Below are 20,209 nucleotides of genomic sequence, written 5' to 3'. Positions count from 1 at the left end.
CTGTGGACGTTCGTCGTGCACCGCGTATGCCAAAGGTCCCGGCCTCGGCAATCTGATCTTCTCCGGACTCGCACGGCTCGGCAGCCCGAACGCGTCGCCGCAGGCCCTGATCGGCACGGTCCTCATTGTCGTGCTCGCACTTGTTCTCGACGGGATCTACGTCCTGCTCGGACAGCTCACCACTTCGAGGGGACTGGCGTGAGTGACATCGAAACTCGCACCGGCGCCACCGAATCGGGCGTATCCGGCGTCGACATCGTGCTCGACTCGGTCACCAAGCGCTACCTCGGCCACCGCGATCCCGCGATGGACAGCGTCTCGCTGACCATTCCCGCCGGTGAAATCGTGGACTTGGTCGGGCCGTCCGGCTGCGGCAAAACAACCACCATGCGGATGATCAACCGGCTGATCGAGTCCACCTCGGGCACCATCACGATCGGCGGGCGGGACGCCTCCTCGATGGATCCCGATCGGCTACGACGCGGAATCGGCTATTCGATCCAGCAGGCGGGGTTGTTCCCCCACATGGCGGTCGGGAAGAACATCGCGACCGTTCCCGGCCTGGTCGGTTGGCACCGCAAGCGCATCAGCACGCGGGTCGACGAAATGCTCGAGCTGGTCGGCCTCGATCCGGCCAGCTACCGCGACCATTACCCGCGCCAACTCCACATACGTGCCGCCGGTGTCGATCCCGCCCTACCGCATGTGCGTGATCAGGGATCTCCGGCCTGGGTCGCTGCCTACCGTGCCGGCGCCATTGTCGCCCGCGTCGATCGCGACGAAATCGACGCCGAGATCAAGGGCGCACACGACGGGTGGAACATGCGCCGTGCCGCATTCGCGGGCCGTCCCGGTTCCCACGCTGCCCCTGGCGATGCCGAGCAGGAACGCGAGGCCGACGTCGCCGCCGAATTCCTCACTCCCTCCGGGCAGATCCAAACGCATCTGCCCAACCGCTTCGACGTCAAGGCGCTCAAGCAGGTCAGCCGAGAGTGGGGCGTCTCGCTCAAATCGCTGGTGTACCGCAGCCGTGAACTCGGCACCATCTCCGATGCCAGCGCCAGGCGCGCCTACCAGCGTCTCAATCATCTCTACGAACTCGAAATCATCGCCCCGGACCCGGCGACGAACTACCCCGGCGAGGTTCCGAGCCTGCTGGCCAAGGCCTTTGAACTCGCCGAATCCAACGGCAGCTTGACCGCCGCCAAGTTGGCCCACGAACTGCGGTGGAACCTTCCGCGCCTGCGACTGCTGCTCGGCCAGCCCGATGAACGCCCCGTCCTGCGTCTGGTTTGAGAAGTCGCCGATTCACGGGGTCCCGGTAGAAACGATCCGAAACCGTCCACCCACGTGAAATAAACACCCGCACCAGCAGACAAAAATCTGTTGTGTCGGGTATAGACATTCTGCGAGGGCCGGTATACAGTCGCTGTCGTTGAGTTGATAAGTCCAGTGGCCGGGCAGGTGAACTGCCCGGAACATGAGGTTCCACCGTCCCCTCTGGCGGAGAAGAGAATCCGGTGCAGTCGGCCGGCCCGCCAGAGGGGGCGAAGAAGCAAGACCGCGAAGTAACGCAGAGCAGACCGGCAATCCAGGAGGTGGTGATCACTGAGTAGTCATTTATCAGTTCCGCGTCCCAGGAAGTGTCGGGTGCGGTGTACGACATCGGCCCACGCGGCCGGTGAACAGAGTAGGTATCAATCCCCTTCGTAGACCCCAGGCCCCGGCGCACGTGCGCCGGGGCCTGTTGGCGTTGAACCATGAGAGGTGCTGTGCAGCAACCGAACACGAACCCCACCGACGGCCCCAGTGCCGCCGACAAACTCGATGACGATGACTACCCCGCCTACAGCATGGGACGCGCCGCAGAGATACTCGGTGTCACCCAATCGTTTCTGCGCGCCCTCGACGCCGCCAAACTCCTGACCCCGCAACGTTCGGCGGGCGGACACCGCCGCTACTCGCGCTACCAACTGCACATCGCCGGGCGCGTGCGCGAACTCGTCGATGCCGGTAACGCCCTCGAGGCGGCTTGCCGCATCGTCATCCTCGAAGACCAGCTCGCCGAGGCGCAACGCCTCAACACCGACCTGCGCCACACCCTCGCCCAGCGCACCGACCCCGACTGAACCCCGGAAATGGACATGACCGAAACACGCCCCAGCCAGCGCCACCGGACTCTGGCGACAGATCGCGGGTCGGGGTCACGATGTGTCCGCCTGGGTACAACCCCAACGCCACGCGCGTGACCGGGCTGGAAAGTGTCAGAATGAGGTCCATTTCCGAATTTATTGACGCATGTCCGCTGATCCTCTAGACTTCAACTTGACATCCCAAGTCGTGGAGAGGTCAGTTATGCGCGTCGGCTATATCAGGGTGAGTACGGTCGACCAGAACACCGTGCGGCAGCTCGACGGGATCGAGGTCGAGCGCACCTTCGTCGACAAGGCCTCCGGGAAGGACACCGCACGCCCGCAGCTGGACGAGCTGATCGCGTTCGTCCGCGAGGGCGACACCGTCATCGTGCACTCCATGGACCGCCTCGCCCGCAACCTCGACGACCTGCGGCGGCTGGTGCGCACCCTGACCGGCAAGGGCGTGCGGGTCGAGTTCGTGAAGGAATCGCTGACCTTCACCGGGGAGGACTCACCGATGGCGAACCTGCTGCTGAGCGTGATGGGCGCCTTCGCCGAGTTCGAGCGCGCCCTCATCCTCGAACGCCAACGCGAAGGCATCGCCGCGGCCAAGGCCCGCGGCGCCTACACCGGCCGCAAACCCGCCCTCACCCCCGAGCAAGCCGCCCAGCTGCGCGCCCGCTCAGCCGCCGGAGTACCGAAAGTCGCGCTGGCCAGAGAGTTCGGCATCAGCCGCGAAACCGTCTACACCTACCTGCGGGCCGAGACCGTGACGGCCTGAGCTGCGCAGTGTCCGGGTTCGAACACGAAACCGAGAGCAGCGAAGCGCGAAACTGCCTTCGCGCGAAACGTCCCCGGCTCCCTCCCAAGTCGGCTTGGTGTGAGGCCGACGATATCCTGCCGCTCAGCGACATGTGACGGGGTCGCCTCACCGGACTGGAAGCTCTAACAGGGTGTCTTACATGGGTGTAATTCGTTGTGCGGCATAGTCTGGAGCAGAAACGCGATGCGGGCAATGCCCTTCCAAACAATAATGTCAGGTTTCGACAACGGAATTCGGATCTCGATTCATGTAGAAATCCGGTGGGGGAACTAACGGGTAACTGGGCTGCGGTGGGTCGGGAAACTCGACCGCGCGCATACCGGCGCGCCAAGCGAACCAGCTGATCACGTCTTGCACCCAGAACATTTTGCTCTCCAGGAGCTCCGCAAGCTTCCATTCAGTGTATACAGACAGTTTCGACTCGGCGTATTGTGCGGGTGAATAATATGCCAGTTTAATAGTCTCGGCTTCGGCCGCTCTTAACACCGCATTGAGCGGATCGACATGGTTCTTTCGAAGAATTTCTAAGACTTCCTCGGCCGCGGTTTGCGTCTCCTTGACTATCCTGTCTACTTCGGCCTCGCCATGTTGCCACGCGACGGACGATTCACCAAGTCCGTTGCGTAGCAACGAGTAACTTCCCGCCATCTTCCCAGAAAAGTTGTCAATATATACAGTCGGAGGCGGAACCGGAGGCGGCGGCGGCAGCAAAGGAAGAGGGCGTGCCATCTTGGGGTCTCCGAGTATATCGACAGCTTTCCGCATAACCGTCTCGGCCTGCCGGATGTAATCGAGCAAGGCGGGTGACGCGCCGCGGGTGCGATGCAACGTCGGCCACGGCTGATCAGAAAGTCGGAATACCCCATGTTCATCCGATTGCAGAACAACCACGTCAGCACTCCTTTACCGGTAACGACCCACGTAGATTCTACCTGGGTAGTGTACGCCTCCGTTATTCAGTCATGGCAATAAGCAGCGCAGCTACCGAAGACGTCGTGATAGAAAAACCCAGCCGGGTCAAGTCCAGGTATCTGGTCGACCACTCGAATTCGGCATCGACTTGTAGAAGCCCTGAGTAGAACGGATATCAGGAACGAACCTGCCGCAGGCGGTGAAGAGGGATGGCTTCCGGTTCACCGCCTGCTGGCGTCCATCGTCTTGTTAACCCGTATCCAGTTGGGTCGGCCACGGGCGCGGTGTCCGGGTTGCCCGCGGGTCCGTTTCCCGTGGCCGCCCACCGAACCGGACGTGCGGCTCTCACCGCATCCGGCTCTCCATGAGTGTCATGCTCGCGAGAGTGTGTCGAGTTGTTCGGCCAGAGCGCTCCATGGTGTCGGGATCGAGTGACCCCGCCATCGGTATCGCTCGATGACGATCTCTGCTGGGTTGCAGAGCGCGATCCCACCTTCGGATGGCTGGTAGGCCGGGAACTGCTTGTCGGAGAAGTATCGACGTCGCAGTTTCGGCCAGGTCATCCGCCGATGTTTCATCCTCATCCAGTGCGCTACTTCGAACCACATAGTGGCTGATATAGCTGAATGTGCGATTCGAGCACGCGTGCTTGAAATACGTGCACCAACCTTGAACAACCCTGTTCAGGCGCTTGAGCAGTTCTTTCAGAGACATGCCTGTCCATGATCTGCTGGTAAGGGATCTGATCTTCCCGACGATCGAGTGCAGCGACTTCTTCGCCGGGTAGGTATAGACCACCTTCTTCGCGCGGTTCGTGCCAGGTTTCGACCGCCGCTGGATACGGTAGCCGAGGAAGTCGAACCCGTTATCTATGTGTGTGACACTGGTTTTCGCCTCCGACAGGACAAGGCCCATCGGCGCGATTACCTCCGCGACCTCAGCCCTGGCTTGTTCGGCATGGTGCTGCTTGCCGTGGACCATGACCACGAAATCATCCGCGTATCGGATGAGCCGATAGGTTGCGCCTCCGTCTCGGCGCAGACGATATCTCCGCGAGTTGGCAGCCGCGTAAGTTCCGCTTCCGCCTGCGGCGTCCCACTTCTGTTGATAGTGGTCGTCCAGCACCGACAGGGCGATATTCGCCAGCAACGGCGACAAGATACCGCCCTGCGGAGTTCCCGTGTAGGTCTCCCGATTCACGCCTTCCTCGGTCAAGATACCGGCCTTCAGGAAGGCTTTTATCAGGGCTAGGACGCGTTTATCGGTGACCCGGTTCCGAACCCGCTCCATCAGAGCGGTGTGGTCGATCCGATCGAAACACGCCTCGATGTCGGCCTCCAGCACCCAGTGATACCCTCGGACACTGAAGTTGTGGATCTCGGCGATCGCGTCCTGAGCACGCCTTCTCAGCCCGGAACCCGTATGAGTAGGGCTGAAATCCGGCCTCGAAGATCGGCTCGAGCACCAACTTCAGCGCGGCCTGTACTACCCGGTCCGCTGTCGTCGGTATCCCCAACCGGCGTTTCTTCGCCGAGCCCGGTTTCGGGATCAATTTCTCACGGACAAGATCCGGGCGATAGGTTCTCGCCCGTAACTCCATCCGCAACGTCGACAACAGTTGAGTGGACTCTTTCGGGATCGAGCGGGGTATGAGCCCGTCGACCTCGGCAGTGCGTCCGCCCTTGTTGCCGTGAACCCGTTCCCAAGCGTGGACGAGAAACGCCGGATCACACACCAGATTGTGCAGATCCTCGAACACTCGGTCCGCACCACGGACCGCCCACAAGTACAGTTTGGCCTGCATCCGCCGTACCCGCGACCAGGCTTCGTCGAAGTCCGGCCACGACTCATCCGAATTCACAGATGACTCCGTCCATTACAGCTCCACACTGTCGACATTCACTGAGGCCCTTCCCCATGTGCTCGGGCTTTCCCCGGCTCGGAGTACTACGGCCTCTCCGCCCCATCCACGCCTCATCAGCCGACGATGAGCCTGCCTCCCGAAACCCGCTGGCTGCCAGCTTCGATGGGCGAGACGGGATGGTTCCCACGTTCACCGAATTCCATTCGGAACAGGAGGTGGCCGGCTTTGTCCCAGCAGCCTCGTCACGACTACACCGCAGAAGTTCACCGTGACCTCCCCGCCGGGCAATGCAACCCTTGAGGGAGTTCTCCGACCCGTGATGAGGGATCGGATACGCGCCGCAATCCAGCCCATATCCACCGAATTTGAGCTGGCTCCAACCTTGAGGGACTTTAGAACGCCGGTTCCTCGCGTCCACCTCTGTTCCACGCTCACCGGACCCGCGCCATTCGGCAGTACTGGCACGTCCCGACTTTGTCAGGGCTGCTTTCCACCCTCCCCAGCATCTCCTGGTTCGAGCTACCCTCAGCTACAGCGATCATGCTGCGACACAATCACTCCGGAGTCACCTCACCCCCGGTATGGAAGTCGGCGCCTCGTGGCGCACACAGTTCGGCTGGAACGGATAGCAGCCGCCCCGTCGCGGTGTGGGGGCAGGCGGCGGTGGGGCCTCGATCGGCGGTGCAGGTTCTTCGGCAGCTGGTGGCTCCGGCTGCCGAAGAACCTGCTGAGTAGTCTCACGTGGGCTCGCTTGTTCCGGCTTGTCCTGGCGGTTGGCGGGAACCAGCAGCCAGAGGGCAACACTGATCGTCGCGATCACGGCCGACGCCGCTGCGGTCGCCGTCGCAGTGGGCTCACGGTTGCGTCACCACCGGCCGCCGACTTCGCCCGCTTATCGTCGGCCAGAAATCGCACAAGCGTTCTAGTTCCGGGAAGGGTACGCGGACTTCGCCTCGGCGGAAACCGGGGTTCGGAGCAGGGATGAGACAGACCCGATTCCGACGCCCAGCTCGCCGGCGATCTGGCGGTAGGTCGCGCCCTCGCTGCGCATCTGCTGAGCCCGCCGGCGCTTCTCGAGCACCCGAGACTCGTAGTCGGCGCGCGGCTCCGCGACGATCCGGCGGATTGCGCGGTCCGATGCGCCCCACTTCGCAGCCAGTTCGCGAGCGGTTTTTGTGCGCCGGACAGGGTTCTTTGCAGCCCCAGCTGTGGCTGCGGGTCGATGGTGGTGTCGGACATGATGTTTCCTCCCTGAAGTGGTTGCGGGACGGGGGTCGAGCCGGCCAACCCGGGGGCCGACTCGACGGCTGGATGTGCCTCGGTGCGCGTGATCCCCTGCTGCTCAGTGCCCGAGGCCGCGCTCGCCGCGACCGGTGCCGCAGTGATGGGTGCGGCGCACACACATTCCTTGCGAGGTGCTGCGGTGGCTGCCCTGACCGGTGCCGCGTGCTGCCGCTGCTGAGGCTGGTTTGGCGTGTCCGGCGTCGGCGGCCATGTGCTGGGTGACTTGGTCGTCGTTGAGTCCCTTCGCCCGAAGGGTCTGCTCGAATTCCGCACGGCGCTGCGGGCTGTCGTAGCCTGCGTCGGAGGTTTGGGTCTTGGCCCGGTCGCGTTCGATCGCGACGGCTTCCATGCGGTCGGCCCAGACCCATCGCGATCCGGGCGGCTTGCTTGCCCGCGGTCGCGGCCTCGCCGGCGGAGTGGTCGAGGTGGTGACGGATCTTGTTGCGCAGCGGCTCGGATACCCCGACAGCGGCGAGTATGGCGTCGAGCTGGCGGTCCAGGCCGGTGCGCTCGTAGTCCGGCAGCGAGGCATGTCCGGTCGCGAGCGCGGTTTGGGCGTCCGTGACACGGGTGATCGCGTCGCGGGTGCGGCGCACCGTGCCTTGGGGTGCTGTGTTGGATTCGAGGATCTGTTCGAGCTGGCGGCGGTGGGCGTGGGTGGTGTCATACGCGATGCGGGTGGCCCGATCGGTATCGACGGCTGCGGCGGAGCGGTCGTCGGCGAACAACAGTTCCGGGGTGGTGGTCCTACCGGCCTCCACATCCCGTAGCACCGCTGCGATCTGGTCTTTCTCCCACTCGTGCAGGCCCTTGCCCTGGGTGAGTGCCTTACCGATCGCGCGGCGGTGCTTGTTGGCCTGCTTGTTCAGGCTGGTAGCGGCGGCGTCGTCGAGATCGCCGGCCTTTCCGGCGGCGCGCTCGACCTGCGGCGCCAGCGTCGCGTAGACCCGGATCGAGGTCGCCAGCTCGTTACCGTCGACGTGCTCCGGCCACAACTGCGGGAACTTCTGCGCGGGGTTGGACCGGATCGCGTTGCCCCGATCGCGGACAGCCTGCTCATCTTCGGGGCTCAGCACCGCCGTCGCCTGAGTCAGCCGCTCGCGCACCAACGTGGTTGGCGCACCGAGACGCAACGCGTCCTGGTAGGACTCCAGCAGTGCATCGACCCGCGGCTTGACCTCCTCGCCGGGGTCGACGAGCGCCTATCCGAGTTTGCGCAGCTCGGTCGTGGCCGACACCGCGTTGACCGCACCGAGTTCGTCGAGCGGCACCAGCTGCCCGGGGCTGCCTAGGTAGGCGGCGACGAAACGCACCCGCGTCCGGACCTGCCCACCCACGCCTTTATCGGCGAGTGTGCGGGTCAGGGCATCGAGCTGGCGGGCGGTGGGGTCGGCCCGCCACTGCTCGATCGCGACGTAGAGCTGCTGCGTCGTCGACTGCTCCAAGCCCTGCTCGGCGGCGACGAGCTCGACCAGGCGGTCCTGGGCGGTTTTCAACCGGGCCAACGCGGCTCGCTCCTGCTCGGCGGCGACGAGCGCGTCCGCGACCGGAGAAGGCCGGTTGTCGCCGCGCGCCACCGCGTCCATCGGCCCGTCCATGGCCGCCTGGCCGGTCTCGGAGTCGATCAGGACGCCGTAGCGGCGGTGGATGTGCCCACTGACCTCCTGCAACGCGGATGCTGCGACTTGGCTGTCCTCAGACCACGCCGCCGAATCGGCAAGCAGTTCAGCCAGTTCGGTCCGTGACACGTTGTACAGCCCAGCATCGCGCAGCTTGCGGATCCCGGGCCTCCACCGCGGTGCGTTCAGCACTCAGGCGTTGTTCCGCTGCGATCCGCTCGTTGTCCTCCCACTGCGCCCGTGTTTCGGCGTCGCGGCGGCGCTGTTCGGCCTGTCTGCGGGCGATGGTCATCACCTGCTCCATCAGCAGCCGCACGAACATCGACCACTGACTGCCCATGTGGTCCATCTCGTCGGAGTGCGGGGCGGGAGCATCAGGTTTCCTCCCGGAGTTGTTGCAGGGGCGACAGACGAAGCAACCGAGACGGTCTGGGTCTCGGCTGCGGGAGCGGGAGTAGCCGGCGCGGGTGCGGCAGACCATCCGGGGGTGAAGGGATCCAGATGCGGGACCGGCTCGAGCTCGCGGATCTCGTGGCCGCACTGAAGGTGGTCGTGCAGGTCCTTGCCAGTGGCGGCTTGCACAACCCGCACCCGCCCGACCAGCCCGACCAGGCTGCCCATGACCCGCTCGGCGCGCCGATACCCGGCGGTGTCGCGGTCGGCGACGATCACCAAGGTGGCCAGCTTGGTCAGCTTGGTGCTGTGCCCGTCGGCCACCGAGCAGTACTTGAACGTGCCCTCGGGATCCATCAGCCGCTCCATCAGCGGGTCGGCGTACTGCACCCACCACACGACCATCTCGACGTTGTCACCGTGACGCATGTGCTCGAACGCCCGCCACAACGCCCCCAGACGGCTCACGGCCTCGCCGTGTGCCCACCAGCACGGGCACCACCGTGGGGTGGTCTCGCTTTTGTGGGCGGGGATATCACGCGGGTACAGGTGCGCGATATGCCCGGTGACGAACTCTTCGAGGCTGCGGTAGCGCAACTTTCGCGGCTTCTCTACCGGTTCCTGCTCCGGGTCGACAGCAGCGCTGGCCTCACGCAACGCCAGCTGCTGCATCCCCACCACGACCTCATCGGTGAGCACCTGCTCCAGCGCCCCCTTGGTGAAGGCCGTGGCCGCGGCGGTGATCTGGCCGGCCACCGCCGCACGCACCGCACTGTCGAGAGCCTCGGTGAGGTCCACACCAGCGACCTCCGCTGCTGCATCAGGTCCTGCTCGGCGGGCTCGGTGGCGGCCTGGTCATCGATGACGTTGTCGCTGCGCAATGATGCTTTGCCGGGCGCGGTGCCGCAGCCGGCCGCGGCGGTCAGGCACCCGGGTTGCGGCCCAGGTAGCGCAGGAGTTCGGCGGCAGTGGTACCCACGGCCGAACCGCCCACGATCGGGGCGTAGGCACCCCACTGACGCAGGGGTTCGATGATTTCGGCTCGGGCGCCACTGCCGGGAGCCGGGTGTACGGTGCGGGCGGCGGTCAGCAGATGGACAGCGAGGTCGTCGGTCAAGGGCGAGGGCTGACTGGTCGCGATGGCGATATCCCAGGCATGTACCGCGGCGTCCAGCGCGCACATGACAGCGGCGACCGGCGTGGCAAGGGCGCCGTGCGGTAGCGGCGTCGGCACGACCTCGGTGTCGTCCGCGACCGTGGCCCAGGCGACCGCGGCCCGTTCGATCGCTGCGCGGACCAGCTGCACCGGGCTCCCGTCGACCGTGCCGGACGGCGCGAACGGGTTGTAGGCGGGACCGTCACCGATGCCGAGCGACTCGGCGTACGCCAGCTGATCGCCGGCGGCGTGCTGAACCACCTGTGTCACATTCCATTCCGAGCACGGTGTCGGCGCGTGCCACTGGTCGTCCGCGATACCCGCGATGACGCTGTCCAAGGCGCGGTAAGCGGCGTCGAGAACCTCCCGCCAGACAGGACGCAAGGTGACAACGGAAGTGGTGGCGGCTGCGGCGTTCATGTCAGACCTTTCGGGTTGTCGGTGCTGCTGACATCCAGCCTATGAGGCCATTAGGCTAATTACTTTCCTAATTTGTCGAGGTGAATAGTGGCACCTACCACCACGCGTGTCCTGCGGTTGCTGGCCCTGCTCCAAGACCGTGAGCGCACCGGCCGCGAACTGGCCGAGCGCTTGGGCGTGACCGACCGCACGCTGCGCAACGACATCCAGCGGCTGCGCGAGTTGGGCTACCCCGTACACGCACAGCGCGGCGCGAGCGGCGGCTACCGGCTCGGCCGCGGCACGACCATGCCGCCGTTGTTGCTGGACGACGATGAAGCGGTCGCGGTCGCGGTCGCGATCGGCGTGGCCGAAGACGGCTCCACCGGCATCGCGGACATCGCCGACCACACCAGCAGAGCGCTCGCCAAACTGGATCAGATTCTGCCGAAACGCCTGCAACGCAAGGTGTCCGCGCTGCGTGACGCGACCGCGATCGGCCCGGCGACCACCGGCTCCCGCGAGCCCGACACACCGGTGCCCGCCGCGGTCCTGACCACACTGGCGGGTGCCATCCGAGACGGCGCGACGGTCCTCATCGAGGAGACCGCCCGACACCATCCCCGATCGGAGGTCGAACCGTATCGCCTGATCAACTGGCAGCGCCGCTGGTACCTGGTCGCCTACAGCCTCGAGGACCATTCTTGGCGTGCCATTCCCGTTGCCCGGCTCCACCGCACCGAGCCGGGCGAGCGTCGCTTCGCCGCCCGCTCACTTCCCGACGACGACCTCGTCGCCTTCGTCATGCGCCACATCGCCGTCACCGGTTGGCGGGTGCATGCGCGGATCATCGTGCTGGCCCCGGCCGAGACCGTGATCGCACGCATCAACCCCGCTGTCGGCATGGTGGAGGCCGTGGACGCCGACACCTGCGTTCTCCACACCGGCGCGGACGCACTGGAAACGGTCGCGATCTACCTGTCCATGCTGATGATGGACTTTCGCGTCGACAGTCCGCCGGAACTGCTCGCGCACATCCGTACCCTCGCCCGCCGGTACACCGAGGCAGTCGCCGACGCGCCGAACGACTGACCTGCCGCGACGAGGTGCGCGGCCGGGCTCGGGTCATTCCGCGTCCGGGCCGGCACGCGCCGTACCGCAAGCCGGCCACGGCACACCCGGATCGACTTTCGATGTAGCCGATTTTCCGGTTTCGCCCCCGACACATCGGGCGAAACGGTGGATGTGGACCTCGCCGGGGCCTCAGTCGATCTGGACTGGCAACGGGCGTAACCGGAGCTCCAGATCGGCGGCGCGGGCGACGAGTTCGTCATCGTGGCTGATCAGTATTACGACGGCTCCCTCGGTCGCGAGGTCGCGCAGGACGTCGGTGATCGAGGCCAGATGACGGGCATCGACACCGGAACTGGGCTCGTCGAACACCACGATCCGGCGCCCGCTCAGCCGGGTTGCCGCGACCACGAGACGCTGCTGTTGGCCGCCGGACAGGGCAAGAGGATGCCGGTCGTCGAGTCCTGCCAATCCGAGCTTTCGGAGCAGGGGATGACTTGCGGACTCCCCTGGCACGAACTCCGAATCCGCTCGGCCGGAATCGGATTCGTCGGTCCCGAGACGCAGTTCCGCGGCGACGCTGTCGGCGAACAGTTGACGTTGTACGTCCTGCATGACGAGCGCGGAGACGGCGAGTCGACGACGCCGGTCGAGCCGGCGCCCATCCAGGGTGATCACGCCGCTGTGGCGCTGCAATCCAGTAAGCACATGAGCCAGAGTGGTCTTGCCCGCCCCGTTCGGTCCGGTGACCGCGGTGACGGCTGCTGCCGGGAAATGTGCCGCAGCGATATCGAGTACCCGGCGGCCCCTGCGAGAGCAGCGAATCTGGTGCAGCGTCAGGCCGCGAGACGGCTCGGATCCGCCCGCTGGATTCTTTTGTTGCGGCGAGCGTGGTGGCGGTTCGACACCGGGTCCGTGGCCGAGTACCCATGGCCGTGCCTGGGGTGCGGTCGATTCGCTGCGCAATCCCGCTGCTGTCCACACGCTTTCGGGCAGGCGCGCGAAGTCCGCGCCGGACCATTCCGTCGCGACGCGGCCGTCCCGCAGCAAGATTATGCGATCCGCTTGATCGGCGAGCCGGTGAAGCCGATGCTCCGCGATCACCAGGGTAACGCCGGCGGCGCGGAGTTCGGCGATTCGGGCGATGAACTGTTCGACGGCGGCGGCGGACAGGTTGGCTGTGGGTTCGTCCAGGACTACCACCGCGGGCCGGTGAACAGTGGCGGCAGCGAAGGCGACCCGCTGCTGTTGGCCGCCGGAGAGTTCGAACAGTCGACGGCCGGTGAGATCGGTCAGTCGATGCTCGATGCGAGCGGCGGCGACGCGTTCTCGGATCGACGGGGGCGGTTCACCGAAATTCTCCAAGGCGAAGGCCAATTCGGTGTCGACGCTGTCGGTGAAGAACTGGCGCCGTGGATGTTGCAGGACGGTTCCGGTCCGCCGGCCGATGACATCCAGGCGCTGCTCGGCGACCGGTTCGCCGTCGAGACGAACGGCGCCCTCGAGGGTTCCGCGGTGGAAGTGCGGGATGAGTCCGTTCACGAGTCGGAGCGCGGTGCTCTTCCCCGACCCGCTCGCCCCGCACAGCACCACGGTTTCGCCCCGCTCGATCCGCAGGTTCAGGCCGGCCAGGGTCGGGGTGTCGGTGCCAGCGTAACGCCAGCTCACGTCGGCGATCTCGATCATCGGTTCGGTTACCACAGCAGCGTGCCTCCGGCCAGGAGCGCGACGAACAGCCAGACCACGACGTCGGCGATCCCGAACCGCGGCGGGCGCAGACACGTCGGCCGGGTACGAGAGCCCAGACCGCGCAATAGCGCCGAGGCCGAAAGATCTTCGGACGCGCGCAGACTCGACGCGATGAGCGGCACGGTGAAGTACTCGAGACCTCGGACGGGGTTGCCGAGCATGCCGACACCGCGCAGTCGCATGGCGTCGCGCACCGCGCGGGCCTCGGCGATCATGGTCGGAATGAAACGCAGCATCACCGCGCCCGATACCGTGATGCCCCGAGGCACCCGGGCCGCGCGCAATGCGGCGGTGAACTCACTCGGCGTGGTGGTGCGCACCAGATACATGGCCACACCCGCGATCACGATGAGCCGCAGCAGATAGGCGGCGAGAACGCCGAGGACGCCGGTCAGCGGATGCACCACCGCCCGCGGCAGCAGGTAGGCGAAGGACGCGGCGACCGTCGCCGCCGCGAGCAGCCCGGCCGCCCGCGGCCAGGCCCGTTCGGCGAGGGCGAGCGCCACCGCCAGGATCAGGGCGGCCGGTACGAACTCCACGCCGCCCGGCGCCATGACCACCACCGACGTGACGAGGACGATGCCGATCTTCGTACGCGGATCCAGTCCCGCACTCCGGGGCTCCGTGTGGGTTTCCTCGACCGCCCGGTCCGCCATGGCCGCCGCGGCGACGGCCGCCCCGTCGGTGATACCGGATCCGGTCATGCCAGACCGGCCTTCTCGAAATGCTTTCGCAGCATCCGTAATCCCAGCAGTCCCCCGAGCAGGCCGAACAAAACGGTGGAAGCGCTGAACACGGCCAGTACCGTCGGCGAGAGGAGGTCCATCATCTGTTCGATGTAGCCCCTGCCCATCTGCTGCATGGCCGGGTCGGCGAAATACTCGTCGCGGGCGTAGAAGATGGGCAGCAGCGGAGTGCAGTACCAGAGCGAGTAGGCGGTGTAGGCGAGCACGCTCATCCGGGGGGAGCGGTATTCGCCGAACCACAGCGCGATCTCGGCGAACAGCGCGCACAGCAGAGTGAGCGGGACACCGATCGGCGGATGGCCCGTGAGGGTCATCAGCCCGGAGGTGATCGCCGCGAAGAGGACAACCATGCCCGCGTGCCGGACCCGCGTGAGAAACAGCATGAAGGGCACACCGCCGGCAACGATCCCAGCGGCCAGCGCGACCAGCATGATCGCGGGATTGAGGAATCCGAGCATATTGATCGCGAACACGATCACGACATAGAGGGCGGCGAAGATTCCGATCGTGATGAGATCCTGGGCGCTCATCCGGATATCGATGCGGCGTCCGGTCGAGAAGTGTTCTCGCGGTGGGCGGTCGAGAGTCATGAGGCACCTGCCGGTACGTCGCCGCGCAACTGCCAGCCGCGGGCCCGGCGGCGTTCGTGCCAGAACCGGGCGTAGGTTCCGCCGTGAGCGAGCAGTTCGCCGTGGGTTCCGCGTTCGGTGATCCGGCCGTCGTCGAGCACCAGGATCTGGTCGGCCGCCGTCACCGTGGACATGCGGTGGGCCACCACCACGACGGTGCGGTCGCGCGCCAATTCGGCGATGGCATCGGCGACAGCGGCCTCGTTGACAGCGTCCAGTGCCGCGGTGGCCTCGTCGAACAGGACGATCGGAGCGTCCTTCAGCAGGGCTCGGGCGATGGACACCCGCTGCTTCTCACCACCGGACAGGGTGGATCCGGCCTCGCCGACCCGGGTGTTCCAGCCGTCGGGGAGCCTTTCGATCATCTCGTCCAGGCGGGCGATCCGCGCCACGCGAGCCAGGTCCGCATCGGTGGCGTCGGGATCGGCCATCCGCAGATTCTCGGCGATGGTGCCCTCGAACAGGTACACCTCCTGGAAGACCTGCGCGGTCATCCGAGCCACCGCGGCACTGCCCAGATCACGGATATCGCAACCGCCGATCCGGATCGTGCCGTCGTCGGTGTCTAAGAAGCGTCCGATCAGTTTCAGCAGGGTGCTCTTCCCGGCGCCGGACGGACCGACGATCGCAGCGAGCGTGCCCTGTGGTAGCCGGGCATCGATACCGTCGAGAACGATTCGGTCGTCGTAGCCGAATCGCACCCCGCGCAACTCGATATCGTATCCGGACGGCTCGGCCGGCTGCGCGGGTTCGGGCAACCGCGGTTCGGCGAGCAGGGCACGTACCCGGCGAATGGCGTCGGCATTCACCTGGACGTGTCCGGCGAGATCACCCAACTGGGCCAGCGGATCGAGCATGCGCAGGGTGATGATCAGCAGACCGACCATGGACGCCACGGCAAGGCTGCCGTCCATCGCGAACGCCACGGTCAACGCGATAACGGCGGTCATCACCAGCTGCACGGCGCCGTAGAACAGCATCAGCCCCCAGGCACCGCCGATGGTGAGCCGGGACTGTGATTCCCGCTGCCGATCCAGGGCGGCGCCCAGGGTGCCGAGATCCGGTCGGTCCAGGACACCGTAGGCGCGCAGGATCGGCTGCTGCCGTGCGAATTCCACGATGCCGGAGGCGGAGACGCCGATGTCGTGCTCGTGCCCGTCGTCGTTGCGGGCGATCACGGCCATGAGCAGCCGCAGCGCGAGCGCGCACAGCAGTGCGCCGGCCGTGAAGGTCAGGCCGATCCGCCAGTCGAGCAGATAACTACCGGCGATCATGACGATCGGCGCGACGACGCCGACCACCACGTAGCGCAGCAGATGCGCGGGCAGGTCGGCGACATCGACCGTGTTCTTGCTCAGCAATCGCGCGACGGGACCGGTGCGGTCGGTACGGAACCAGCCGATCGGCAGAACGGCCAGGTGGTTACCGATGCGGCTATGGAAACCGGTGAGCACATCGGTGCCGATGCGGTAGCCCAGCGACGTGCTCCACGCCAGCAGCACATGGTGCGCGACGACGACGGCGGCGAGTGCGCCGATCCATAGCAGCGCTCGGTCCCGGTCCACTGGTGTCTCCGCGAGCGCCGCGATGAGCGGTGCCACGAACAGGAACCCGAGTCCCTGGAGTACACCCTGGCCGACCAACAGCATCAGCATGGTGCGCAGATGACGGCGACCGGGCGGATCGAGCAGGTCGAGCAGGTCGAGCAGGTATCGGATCATCGTGCCCATCAATCGGTTCCCCTCTGCATGGTGTCCCCGTCGCGTGCCCGCCGGTCGTAGTCCCACAGGCGGGCGTAGAGCCCGTCGCGGGCGAGTAGTTCGTCGTGTGTGCCCTGGTCGGCGATCCGTCCCCCGTCCAGGACCACGATCCGGTCCGCGCCCTGGATCGTGCCCAGTCGATGCGCGATCACCAGAACGGTGCGGTCGCGCGCCACCTCGCTCAGGGCGTCCTGGATCCAGGCCTCGTTCTCCGGGTCGGCGGCGGCGGTGGCCTCGTCCAGAACGAGAACCGGGCGGTCGGCCAGGATTGCGCGGGCGATGCAGATGCGCTGCTGCTGTCCCCCGGAGGGCTGCGCCTGCGCCCCCACGATGGCGTCGTATCCGCCGGGTTGTTCCTCGATCCAGTCGGCGATCCGCGCCTTGCGGGCCGCCTCGCGCACCGCGGCGTCGTCGGCGTCGGGCCGACCGAGCCGGATATTGTCACGGATGCTCGTCCGCAACAGCGTCGCGTCCTGGAAGACGAACGCGACGTGTCGGTAGAGCTGCGCGGGAGCCATCCGCCGGATGTCCACACCGTACAGTTCGACCGAACCCGCCACCGGATCGTCGAAGCGCGGCAGCAGTTTGGCGAGAGTGGATTTCCCCGATCCGGATGGGCCGACCAGCGCGGTCACGGTACCGGCGTGCAGTTCGAGGTCGATCCCGTCGAGAGCGGTCGTATCGCCGTAGGTGAAGCGCACACCGTCGAGTCGGACCACCGGCCCGGCGTGGTTCGGGTCCGGCGTGATCGGCTCGTCCGGGACGGTCAGTTCCGGGGCGGACAGCAGTCCGCGGATACCATGGGCGACGTCCAACGCGGTGACCAGCTGGTTCGCCGACATCATCACGATCATGACCCCGGCGGTGACGACCGTGGCGAACACCAGGACCGCGATGAGATCCGGCAACGGCAGCCTCCCGTCCAGGGTGAGCAGCCCTCCGCCGGTGGCGACCACCACCAGCATGCTCGGCGGCGACACCATGATCTCGGCAATCACCCCGGCGACACTGGTGGATTTGACCCAGTCATGGAAGAACTGGGCGAAATCGCGCGAGATCTCCCGAAACCGCAGGGTGGTGGCGCCCGGGGTGCCGAAGGTCTTCACCACACCGATCCCATTGACGAATTCCACTGCGGCGCCGTTCAACTGCTCCAGCCAGCGCAGGTATTCCGGATATTTCGTGCTCGCGTCGGACATCGCCCACTGGTAGACGGCCAGGCCCACCACTACAGGCAGCAGGGTGAGCAGCGCCATGCGCCAGTCGACGGAGAACAGGTAGCCGACGGCGACCACCGGCGGCACCGACGCGGCGGTGATCTCCACAATCGAATGGGCGATGAGCCGGTGTAGCGCGGCGACGTCGTCCTCGACGGTCTTCTTGACGATGCCGGAGTTGCGATCGGTGAACCAGGACAACGGTACCCGGCTCAGTTTGCCGAGCAACTGCCGTCGGATACCGAACGACACCTCGATATCGGCGAGATGAGTGAGCACACCGGCTCCGAATATGCCCAGTTGCCGTATCGCGAGCGCGATGAGAGCGACGATGATGATCGGCCATACGTCGTTGTCGCCGCGCAACATACGGCGGGTGATCTCGACAACCGCGATGAGCGGCGCCATTCCGGCGACCGCGCAGACGGCGGTGAGCACCGCACAGCCGATCAGGGTGAGACGGGCGCCGGCGAACACCGAAGGCGCTCGCCTCACCTCGGTCGGCGGAGCGGCCTCGGTGGCAGGTGCAGACATGGAAACCCTTCGCGCGCAGGCCGATAGGTCGATATTCCGACCAGAAAGATAATGAAATCTATTTTCAATTGCATGGTAGCCGACCACACCGCGCACGTCAGCACGCGGTTCGCCATCCAGACGCCGGACCGTCATCCCACCCGTGTGCCGAGCACCTCATCCAGGCACCGGTATATCTCGGAAGGGTCGGTGGCCAGCGAGAAGTGTCCGCCGCGCGTGAACCGGAACCGGCAACCGCCAGGGGCGTGCTCGATCCACCGGGCTATACCGTCCGGGGTGATCTCCGGGTCACTGTCACCGGAGACGACCACAGTCGGGCAGGACACCGTCGCCCACGGATCGGCCCGATAGGTCTCCACCAGGTGGTAATCGGCGCGAATCGTCGGCAGGAACATCCGCGCCAATGCCGGTTCGGCCAGTACCGCTCGGATTTTCGGGTCCAGCTCGCCGATATGGTCGGCCAACTCGACATCCGAGGCCAGATGCCACCGCTCGATGGTCCCCCGGGACGGCGCGTCGGCACCGCTGACGACCAGTCCGGCGACCGGACAGCCGATGCCTTCCAAGCGCCTCGCGGTTTCGAAGGCGACATGGCCGCCCATGGAATGTCCGAACAGCAGCACCGGACGCGACCGGGCCAGGGGCGCCAGTTCCGCCGCGCAGTCCGCGGCCAGGGCCGGGATATCGGGGGCCGAGGGCGCGTCGAGCAGGGCGTCGCGACCGGGATAGGTCACCCCGGCCAGTTCGAAGGTCTCCGGCAGCGACGACGACCACGGCGCGAAGAACCGGGGGCTACCGCCCGCGTGCGGGAACACCACAACGACCGCGGCGGCAGAGCGTTCGGTGAGAGTATCGATGTGCACGGTCATGGCGTGAGCAACTCCTCGGCGGTGATCGGCGGCGGTTCGAACGGTTCGATCAGGGTGGCCGGACCGGCCGCCGCGGTGAACTCCGACCACAACCGCACGGCCCGGATGAAACGATGCGAGACGGGGTTGCGGCCGGCCGCGATCGCGCCGGCGAAATCGGCGACCGCGCGACGCACTCCGTCCGGCCATATGCGCTCGCGGATGGTCGCGGTCGTGGGTTCGTCGGCGTCGCCAATGGTTTCGGTAATCGCCCGGTCGGCCACGGCGCCCGTCTGCCGGCGGCGCCAGTGGGTGCGGCCGTGGGTATGGGTGAGTACCAGTTCGCCGGCGTCGCTGCCTACGGTCACCTCGTGCATGAGCCGCACGTAGTTGTCCGGGTCGCTCGCGCACAGCTGGTTGTCGATCAGCAGATCCACCGGAATATCGCCGAGAGTTATCCGCCCGGTGTCGAACGCGCCCGGGGTGGGGGGCAATATCTCGACCCGCGCGGGTGTGAGAGCGGGGACCAGATCGGCGAGCATCGTGAACAACGGGAAGACGACCTGGATCGCGGACCGTGCCTGCACGTAGCGCACCGGTGTGCGCGCGGCGAGCAACTGTGCGGCGCCGACGAATCGTCGCACGGGCGCCAGCGAGCTGTAGAAATCGTTGACGCCGTAGCGAACTCCATGCCGGGCGGCGACTCTGAGCAGTTCCACGATCTCGTCGGCGTGCACCGGCTGTTCCTGGAGGACGTGGATACCGCGCTCGAGCAGTTCCGCGCTGATCCGGGCACCCGCGCCGCCCACCACCCCGGACCGGACGACGACCACGGCGATATCGACCGGTCCCAGCGCGTTCGGGTCGGTATAGAGCGGCAGTCCCAGCCGACGCGCCAGATCCCGCGCGGGACCCGCGCCGGTTCCCAAGATCCCGACAAGTTCGACCGGCGAGTCCGGGGAGGTCAACGCCTCGGCGTAGACGGCACCGAAGGTACCGCCGACCATGACCGCGGTCGGCTTGCCCGCGGTCCGGGGCGCGGTCACCGGTCACGCTCCTGGACCGCGATA

At 66.3% G+C, this 20,209-nt stretch carries 19 protein-coding genes and 1 pseudogene; 6 read left to right on the top strand and 14 right to left on the bottom strand.

Annotated features, from left to right (window positions below):
* Positions 1–22: 22 nt before the first annotated feature.
* The 4 genes and pseudogenes from AB0B25_RS05020 to AB0B25_RS05005 form a co-directional block, all read left to right on the top strand.
* Positions 23–202: pseudogene (locus AB0B25_RS05020) on the top strand (ABC transporter permease); the annotation flags it as partial.
* Entirely contained in the window at positions 199–1,296 is a 1,098-nt protein-coding gene (locus AB0B25_RS05015; protein WP_357174818.1) for an ATP-binding cassette domain-containing protein, read from the top strand. The pseudogene AB0B25_RS05020 and the gene AB0B25_RS05015, both read left to right, overlap by 4 nt.
* Positions 1,297–1,772: 476 nt before the next feature.
* Positions 1,773–2,129, top strand: a complete 357-nt coding sequence (locus tag AB0B25_RS05010) for a MerR family transcriptional regulator (protein ID WP_357174816.1) — start codon at positions 1,773–1,775, stop codon at positions 2,127–2,129.
* Between the two features lie 226 nt (positions 2,130–2,355).
* On the top strand, positions 2,356–2,916 hold the full coding sequence (locus AB0B25_RS05005) for a recombinase family protein (protein WP_357175004.1): 561 nt from the start codon (positions 2,356–2,358) through the stop codon (positions 2,914–2,916).
* A gap of 255 nt (positions 2,917–3,171) precedes the next feature.
* On the opposite strand, the gene AB0B25_RS05000 is transcribed toward AB0B25_RS05005, so the two are convergent.
* The 3 genes from AB0B25_RS05000 to AB0B25_RS04990 form a co-directional block, all read right to left on the bottom strand.
* Positions 3,172–3,849, bottom strand: a complete 678-nt coding sequence (locus tag AB0B25_RS05000) for a hypothetical protein (RefSeq protein ID WP_357174813.1) — start codon at positions 3,847–3,849, stop codon at positions 3,172–3,174.
* Between the two features lie 366 nt (positions 3,850–4,215).
* Positions 4,216–5,247, bottom strand: a complete 1,032-nt coding sequence (locus tag AB0B25_RS04995; protein WP_357175001.1) for a reverse transcriptase domain-containing protein — start codon at positions 5,245–5,247, stop codon at positions 4,216–4,218.
* A gap of 1,829 nt (positions 5,248–7,076) precedes the next feature.
* A complete protein-coding gene (locus AB0B25_RS04990; RefSeq protein WP_357174810.1) occupies positions 7,077–7,367 on the bottom strand; it encodes a hypothetical protein in 291 nt (96 codons plus the stop codon).
* Here AB0B25_RS04990 and AB0B25_RS04985 point away from each other — a divergent pair.
* Positions 7,366–7,788 carry a hypothetical protein gene (locus tag AB0B25_RS04985; RefSeq protein WP_357174807.1) on the top strand — a complete coding sequence of 141 codons (423 nt, stop codon included), beginning with the start codon at positions 7,366–7,368 and terminating at the stop codon, positions 7,786–7,788. The two genes, AB0B25_RS04990 and AB0B25_RS04985, sit on opposite strands and share 2 nt — an antisense overlap.
* Positions 7,789–8,220: 432 nt before the next feature.
* On the opposite strand, the gene AB0B25_RS04980 is transcribed toward AB0B25_RS04985, so the two are convergent.
* The 4 genes from AB0B25_RS04980 to AB0B25_RS04965 all read right to left on the bottom strand — a co-directional run bounded on the left by AB0B25_RS04980 (position 8,221) and on the right by AB0B25_RS04965 (position 10,606).
* Complete coding sequence (locus tag AB0B25_RS04980; RefSeq protein ID WP_357174804.1) at positions 8,221–8,766, bottom strand: hypothetical protein; 546 nt, start codon at positions 8,764–8,766, stop codon at positions 8,221–8,223.
* The gene (locus AB0B25_RS04975; protein WP_357174802.1) at positions 8,744–8,977 is read right to left on the bottom strand and encodes a hypothetical protein; all 234 of its coding nucleotides are present in this window, start codon (positions 8,975–8,977) and stop codon (positions 8,744–8,746) included. Before AB0B25_RS04975 ends, AB0B25_RS04980 begins: the two co-directional genes overlap by 23 nt.
* Positions 8,941–9,828, bottom strand: coding sequence for a DUF4913 domain-containing protein (locus tag AB0B25_RS04970; RefSeq protein WP_357174799.1), 888 nt, complete (start codon positions 9,826–9,828; stop codon positions 8,941–8,943). Before AB0B25_RS04970 ends, AB0B25_RS04975 begins: the two co-directional genes overlap by 37 nt.
* Before the next feature lie 124 nt (positions 9,829–9,952).
* A complete protein-coding gene (locus AB0B25_RS04965) occupies positions 9,953–10,606 on the bottom strand; it encodes a TIGR03086 family metal-binding protein (protein WP_357174797.1) in 654 nt (217 codons plus the stop codon).
* An 87-nt stretch (positions 10,607–10,693) separates the two neighbouring features.
* Between AB0B25_RS04965 and AB0B25_RS04960 the strand changes: the two genes are divergently transcribed.
* Positions 10,694–11,677, top strand: a complete 984-nt coding sequence (locus tag AB0B25_RS04960; RefSeq protein WP_357174794.1) for a WYL domain-containing protein — start codon at positions 10,694–10,696, stop codon at positions 11,675–11,677.
* Between the two features lie 171 nt (positions 11,678–11,848).
* On the opposite strand, the gene AB0B25_RS04955 is transcribed toward AB0B25_RS04960, so the two are convergent.
* The 7 genes from AB0B25_RS04955 to AB0B25_RS04925 form a co-directional block, all read right to left on the bottom strand.
* Complete coding sequence (locus AB0B25_RS04955; RefSeq protein WP_357174791.1) at positions 11,849–13,357, bottom strand: ABC transporter ATP-binding protein; 1,509 nt, start codon at positions 13,355–13,357, stop codon at positions 11,849–11,851.
* Positions 13,351–14,109 (bottom strand): energy-coupling factor transporter transmembrane component T, encoded by a 759-nt coding sequence (locus AB0B25_RS04950; protein ID WP_357174788.1) that lies wholly within the window; start codon positions 14,107–14,109, stop codon positions 13,351–13,353. Before AB0B25_RS04950 ends, AB0B25_RS04955 begins: the two co-directional genes overlap by 7 nt.
* Entirely contained in the window at positions 14,106–14,741 is a 636-nt protein-coding gene (locus tag AB0B25_RS04945) for an MptD family putative ECF transporter S component (RefSeq protein ID WP_357174785.1), read from the bottom strand. The genes AB0B25_RS04950 and AB0B25_RS04945 overlap by 4 nt, the downstream gene beginning before the upstream one ends.
* Positions 14,738–16,510, bottom strand: a complete 1,773-nt coding sequence (locus AB0B25_RS04940) for an ABC transporter ATP-binding protein (protein WP_357174782.1) — start codon at positions 16,508–16,510, stop codon at positions 14,738–14,740. The genes AB0B25_RS04945 and AB0B25_RS04940 overlap by 4 nt, the downstream gene beginning before the upstream one ends.
* Positions 16,510–18,291 (bottom strand): ABC transporter ATP-binding protein, encoded by a 1,782-nt coding sequence (locus tag AB0B25_RS04935; protein ID WP_357174780.1) that lies wholly within the window; start codon positions 18,289–18,291, stop codon positions 16,510–16,512. The genes AB0B25_RS04940 and AB0B25_RS04935 overlap by 1 nt, the downstream gene beginning before the upstream one ends.
* Positions 18,292–18,422: 131 nt before the next feature.
* Entirely contained in the window at positions 18,423–19,160 is a 738-nt protein-coding gene (locus AB0B25_RS04930; protein WP_357174777.1) for an alpha/beta fold hydrolase, read from the bottom strand.
* Positions 19,157–20,185 (bottom strand): Gfo/Idh/MocA family oxidoreductase, encoded by a 1,029-nt coding sequence (locus AB0B25_RS04925; RefSeq protein WP_357174774.1) that lies wholly within the window; start codon positions 20,183–20,185, stop codon positions 19,157–19,159. Before AB0B25_RS04925 ends, AB0B25_RS04930 begins: the two co-directional genes overlap by 4 nt.
* Positions 20,186–20,209 lie beyond the last annotated feature (24 nt).

Source organism: Nocardia sp. NPDC049190 (genome assembly GCF_040648115.1).
Taxonomy (GTDB): Bacteria; Actinomycetota; Actinomycetes; order Mycobacteriales; family Mycobacteriaceae; genus Nocardia.
Note: the sequence above shows the minus strand (reverse complement) of the source record. Positions and strands in the feature narration are given on the sequence as shown.

Excerpts from the sequence above, each read along its gene's own strand:
- AB0B25_RS04945 (WP_357174785.1), bottom strand. The coding sequence starts at position 14,741 with ATGACTCTCGACCGCCCACCGCGAGAACACTTCTCGACCGGACGCCGC.
- AB0B25_RS04930 (WP_357174777.1), bottom strand. The coding sequence starts at position 19,160 with ATGACCGTGCACATCGATACTCTCACCGAACGCTCTGCCGCCGCGGTC.
- AB0B25_RS04990 (WP_357174810.1), bottom strand. The coding sequence starts at position 7,367 with ATGGAAGCCGTCGCGATCGAACGCGACCGGGCCAAGACCCAAACCTCC.
- AB0B25_RS04940 (WP_357174782.1), bottom strand. The coding sequence starts at position 16,510 with ATGGGCACGATGATCCGATACCTGCTCGACCTGCTCGACCTGCTCGAT.
- AB0B25_RS04975 (WP_357174802.1), bottom strand. The coding sequence starts at position 8,977 with ATGGGCAGTCAGTGGTCGATGTTCGTGCGGCTGCTGATGGAGCAGGTG.
- AB0B25_RS04935 (WP_357174780.1), bottom strand. The coding sequence starts at position 18,291 with ATGTCTGCACCTGCCACCGAGGCCGCTCCGCCGACCGAGGTGAGGCGA.
- AB0B25_RS05005 (WP_357175004.1), top strand. The coding sequence starts at position 2,356 with ATGCGCGTCGGCTATATCAGGGTGAGTACGGTCGACCAGAACACCGTG.
- AB0B25_RS04965 (WP_357174797.1), bottom strand. The coding sequence starts at position 10,606 with ATGAACGCCGCAGCCGCCACCACTTCCGTTGTCACCTTGCGTCCTGTC.
- AB0B25_RS04950 (WP_357174788.1), bottom strand. The coding sequence starts at position 14,109 with ATGACCGGATCCGGTATCACCGACGGGGCGGCCGTCGCCGCGGCGGCC.
- AB0B25_RS04985 (WP_357174807.1), top strand. The coding sequence starts at position 7,366 with ATGCGGTCGGCCCAGACCCATCGCGATCCGGGCGGCTTGCTTGCCCGC.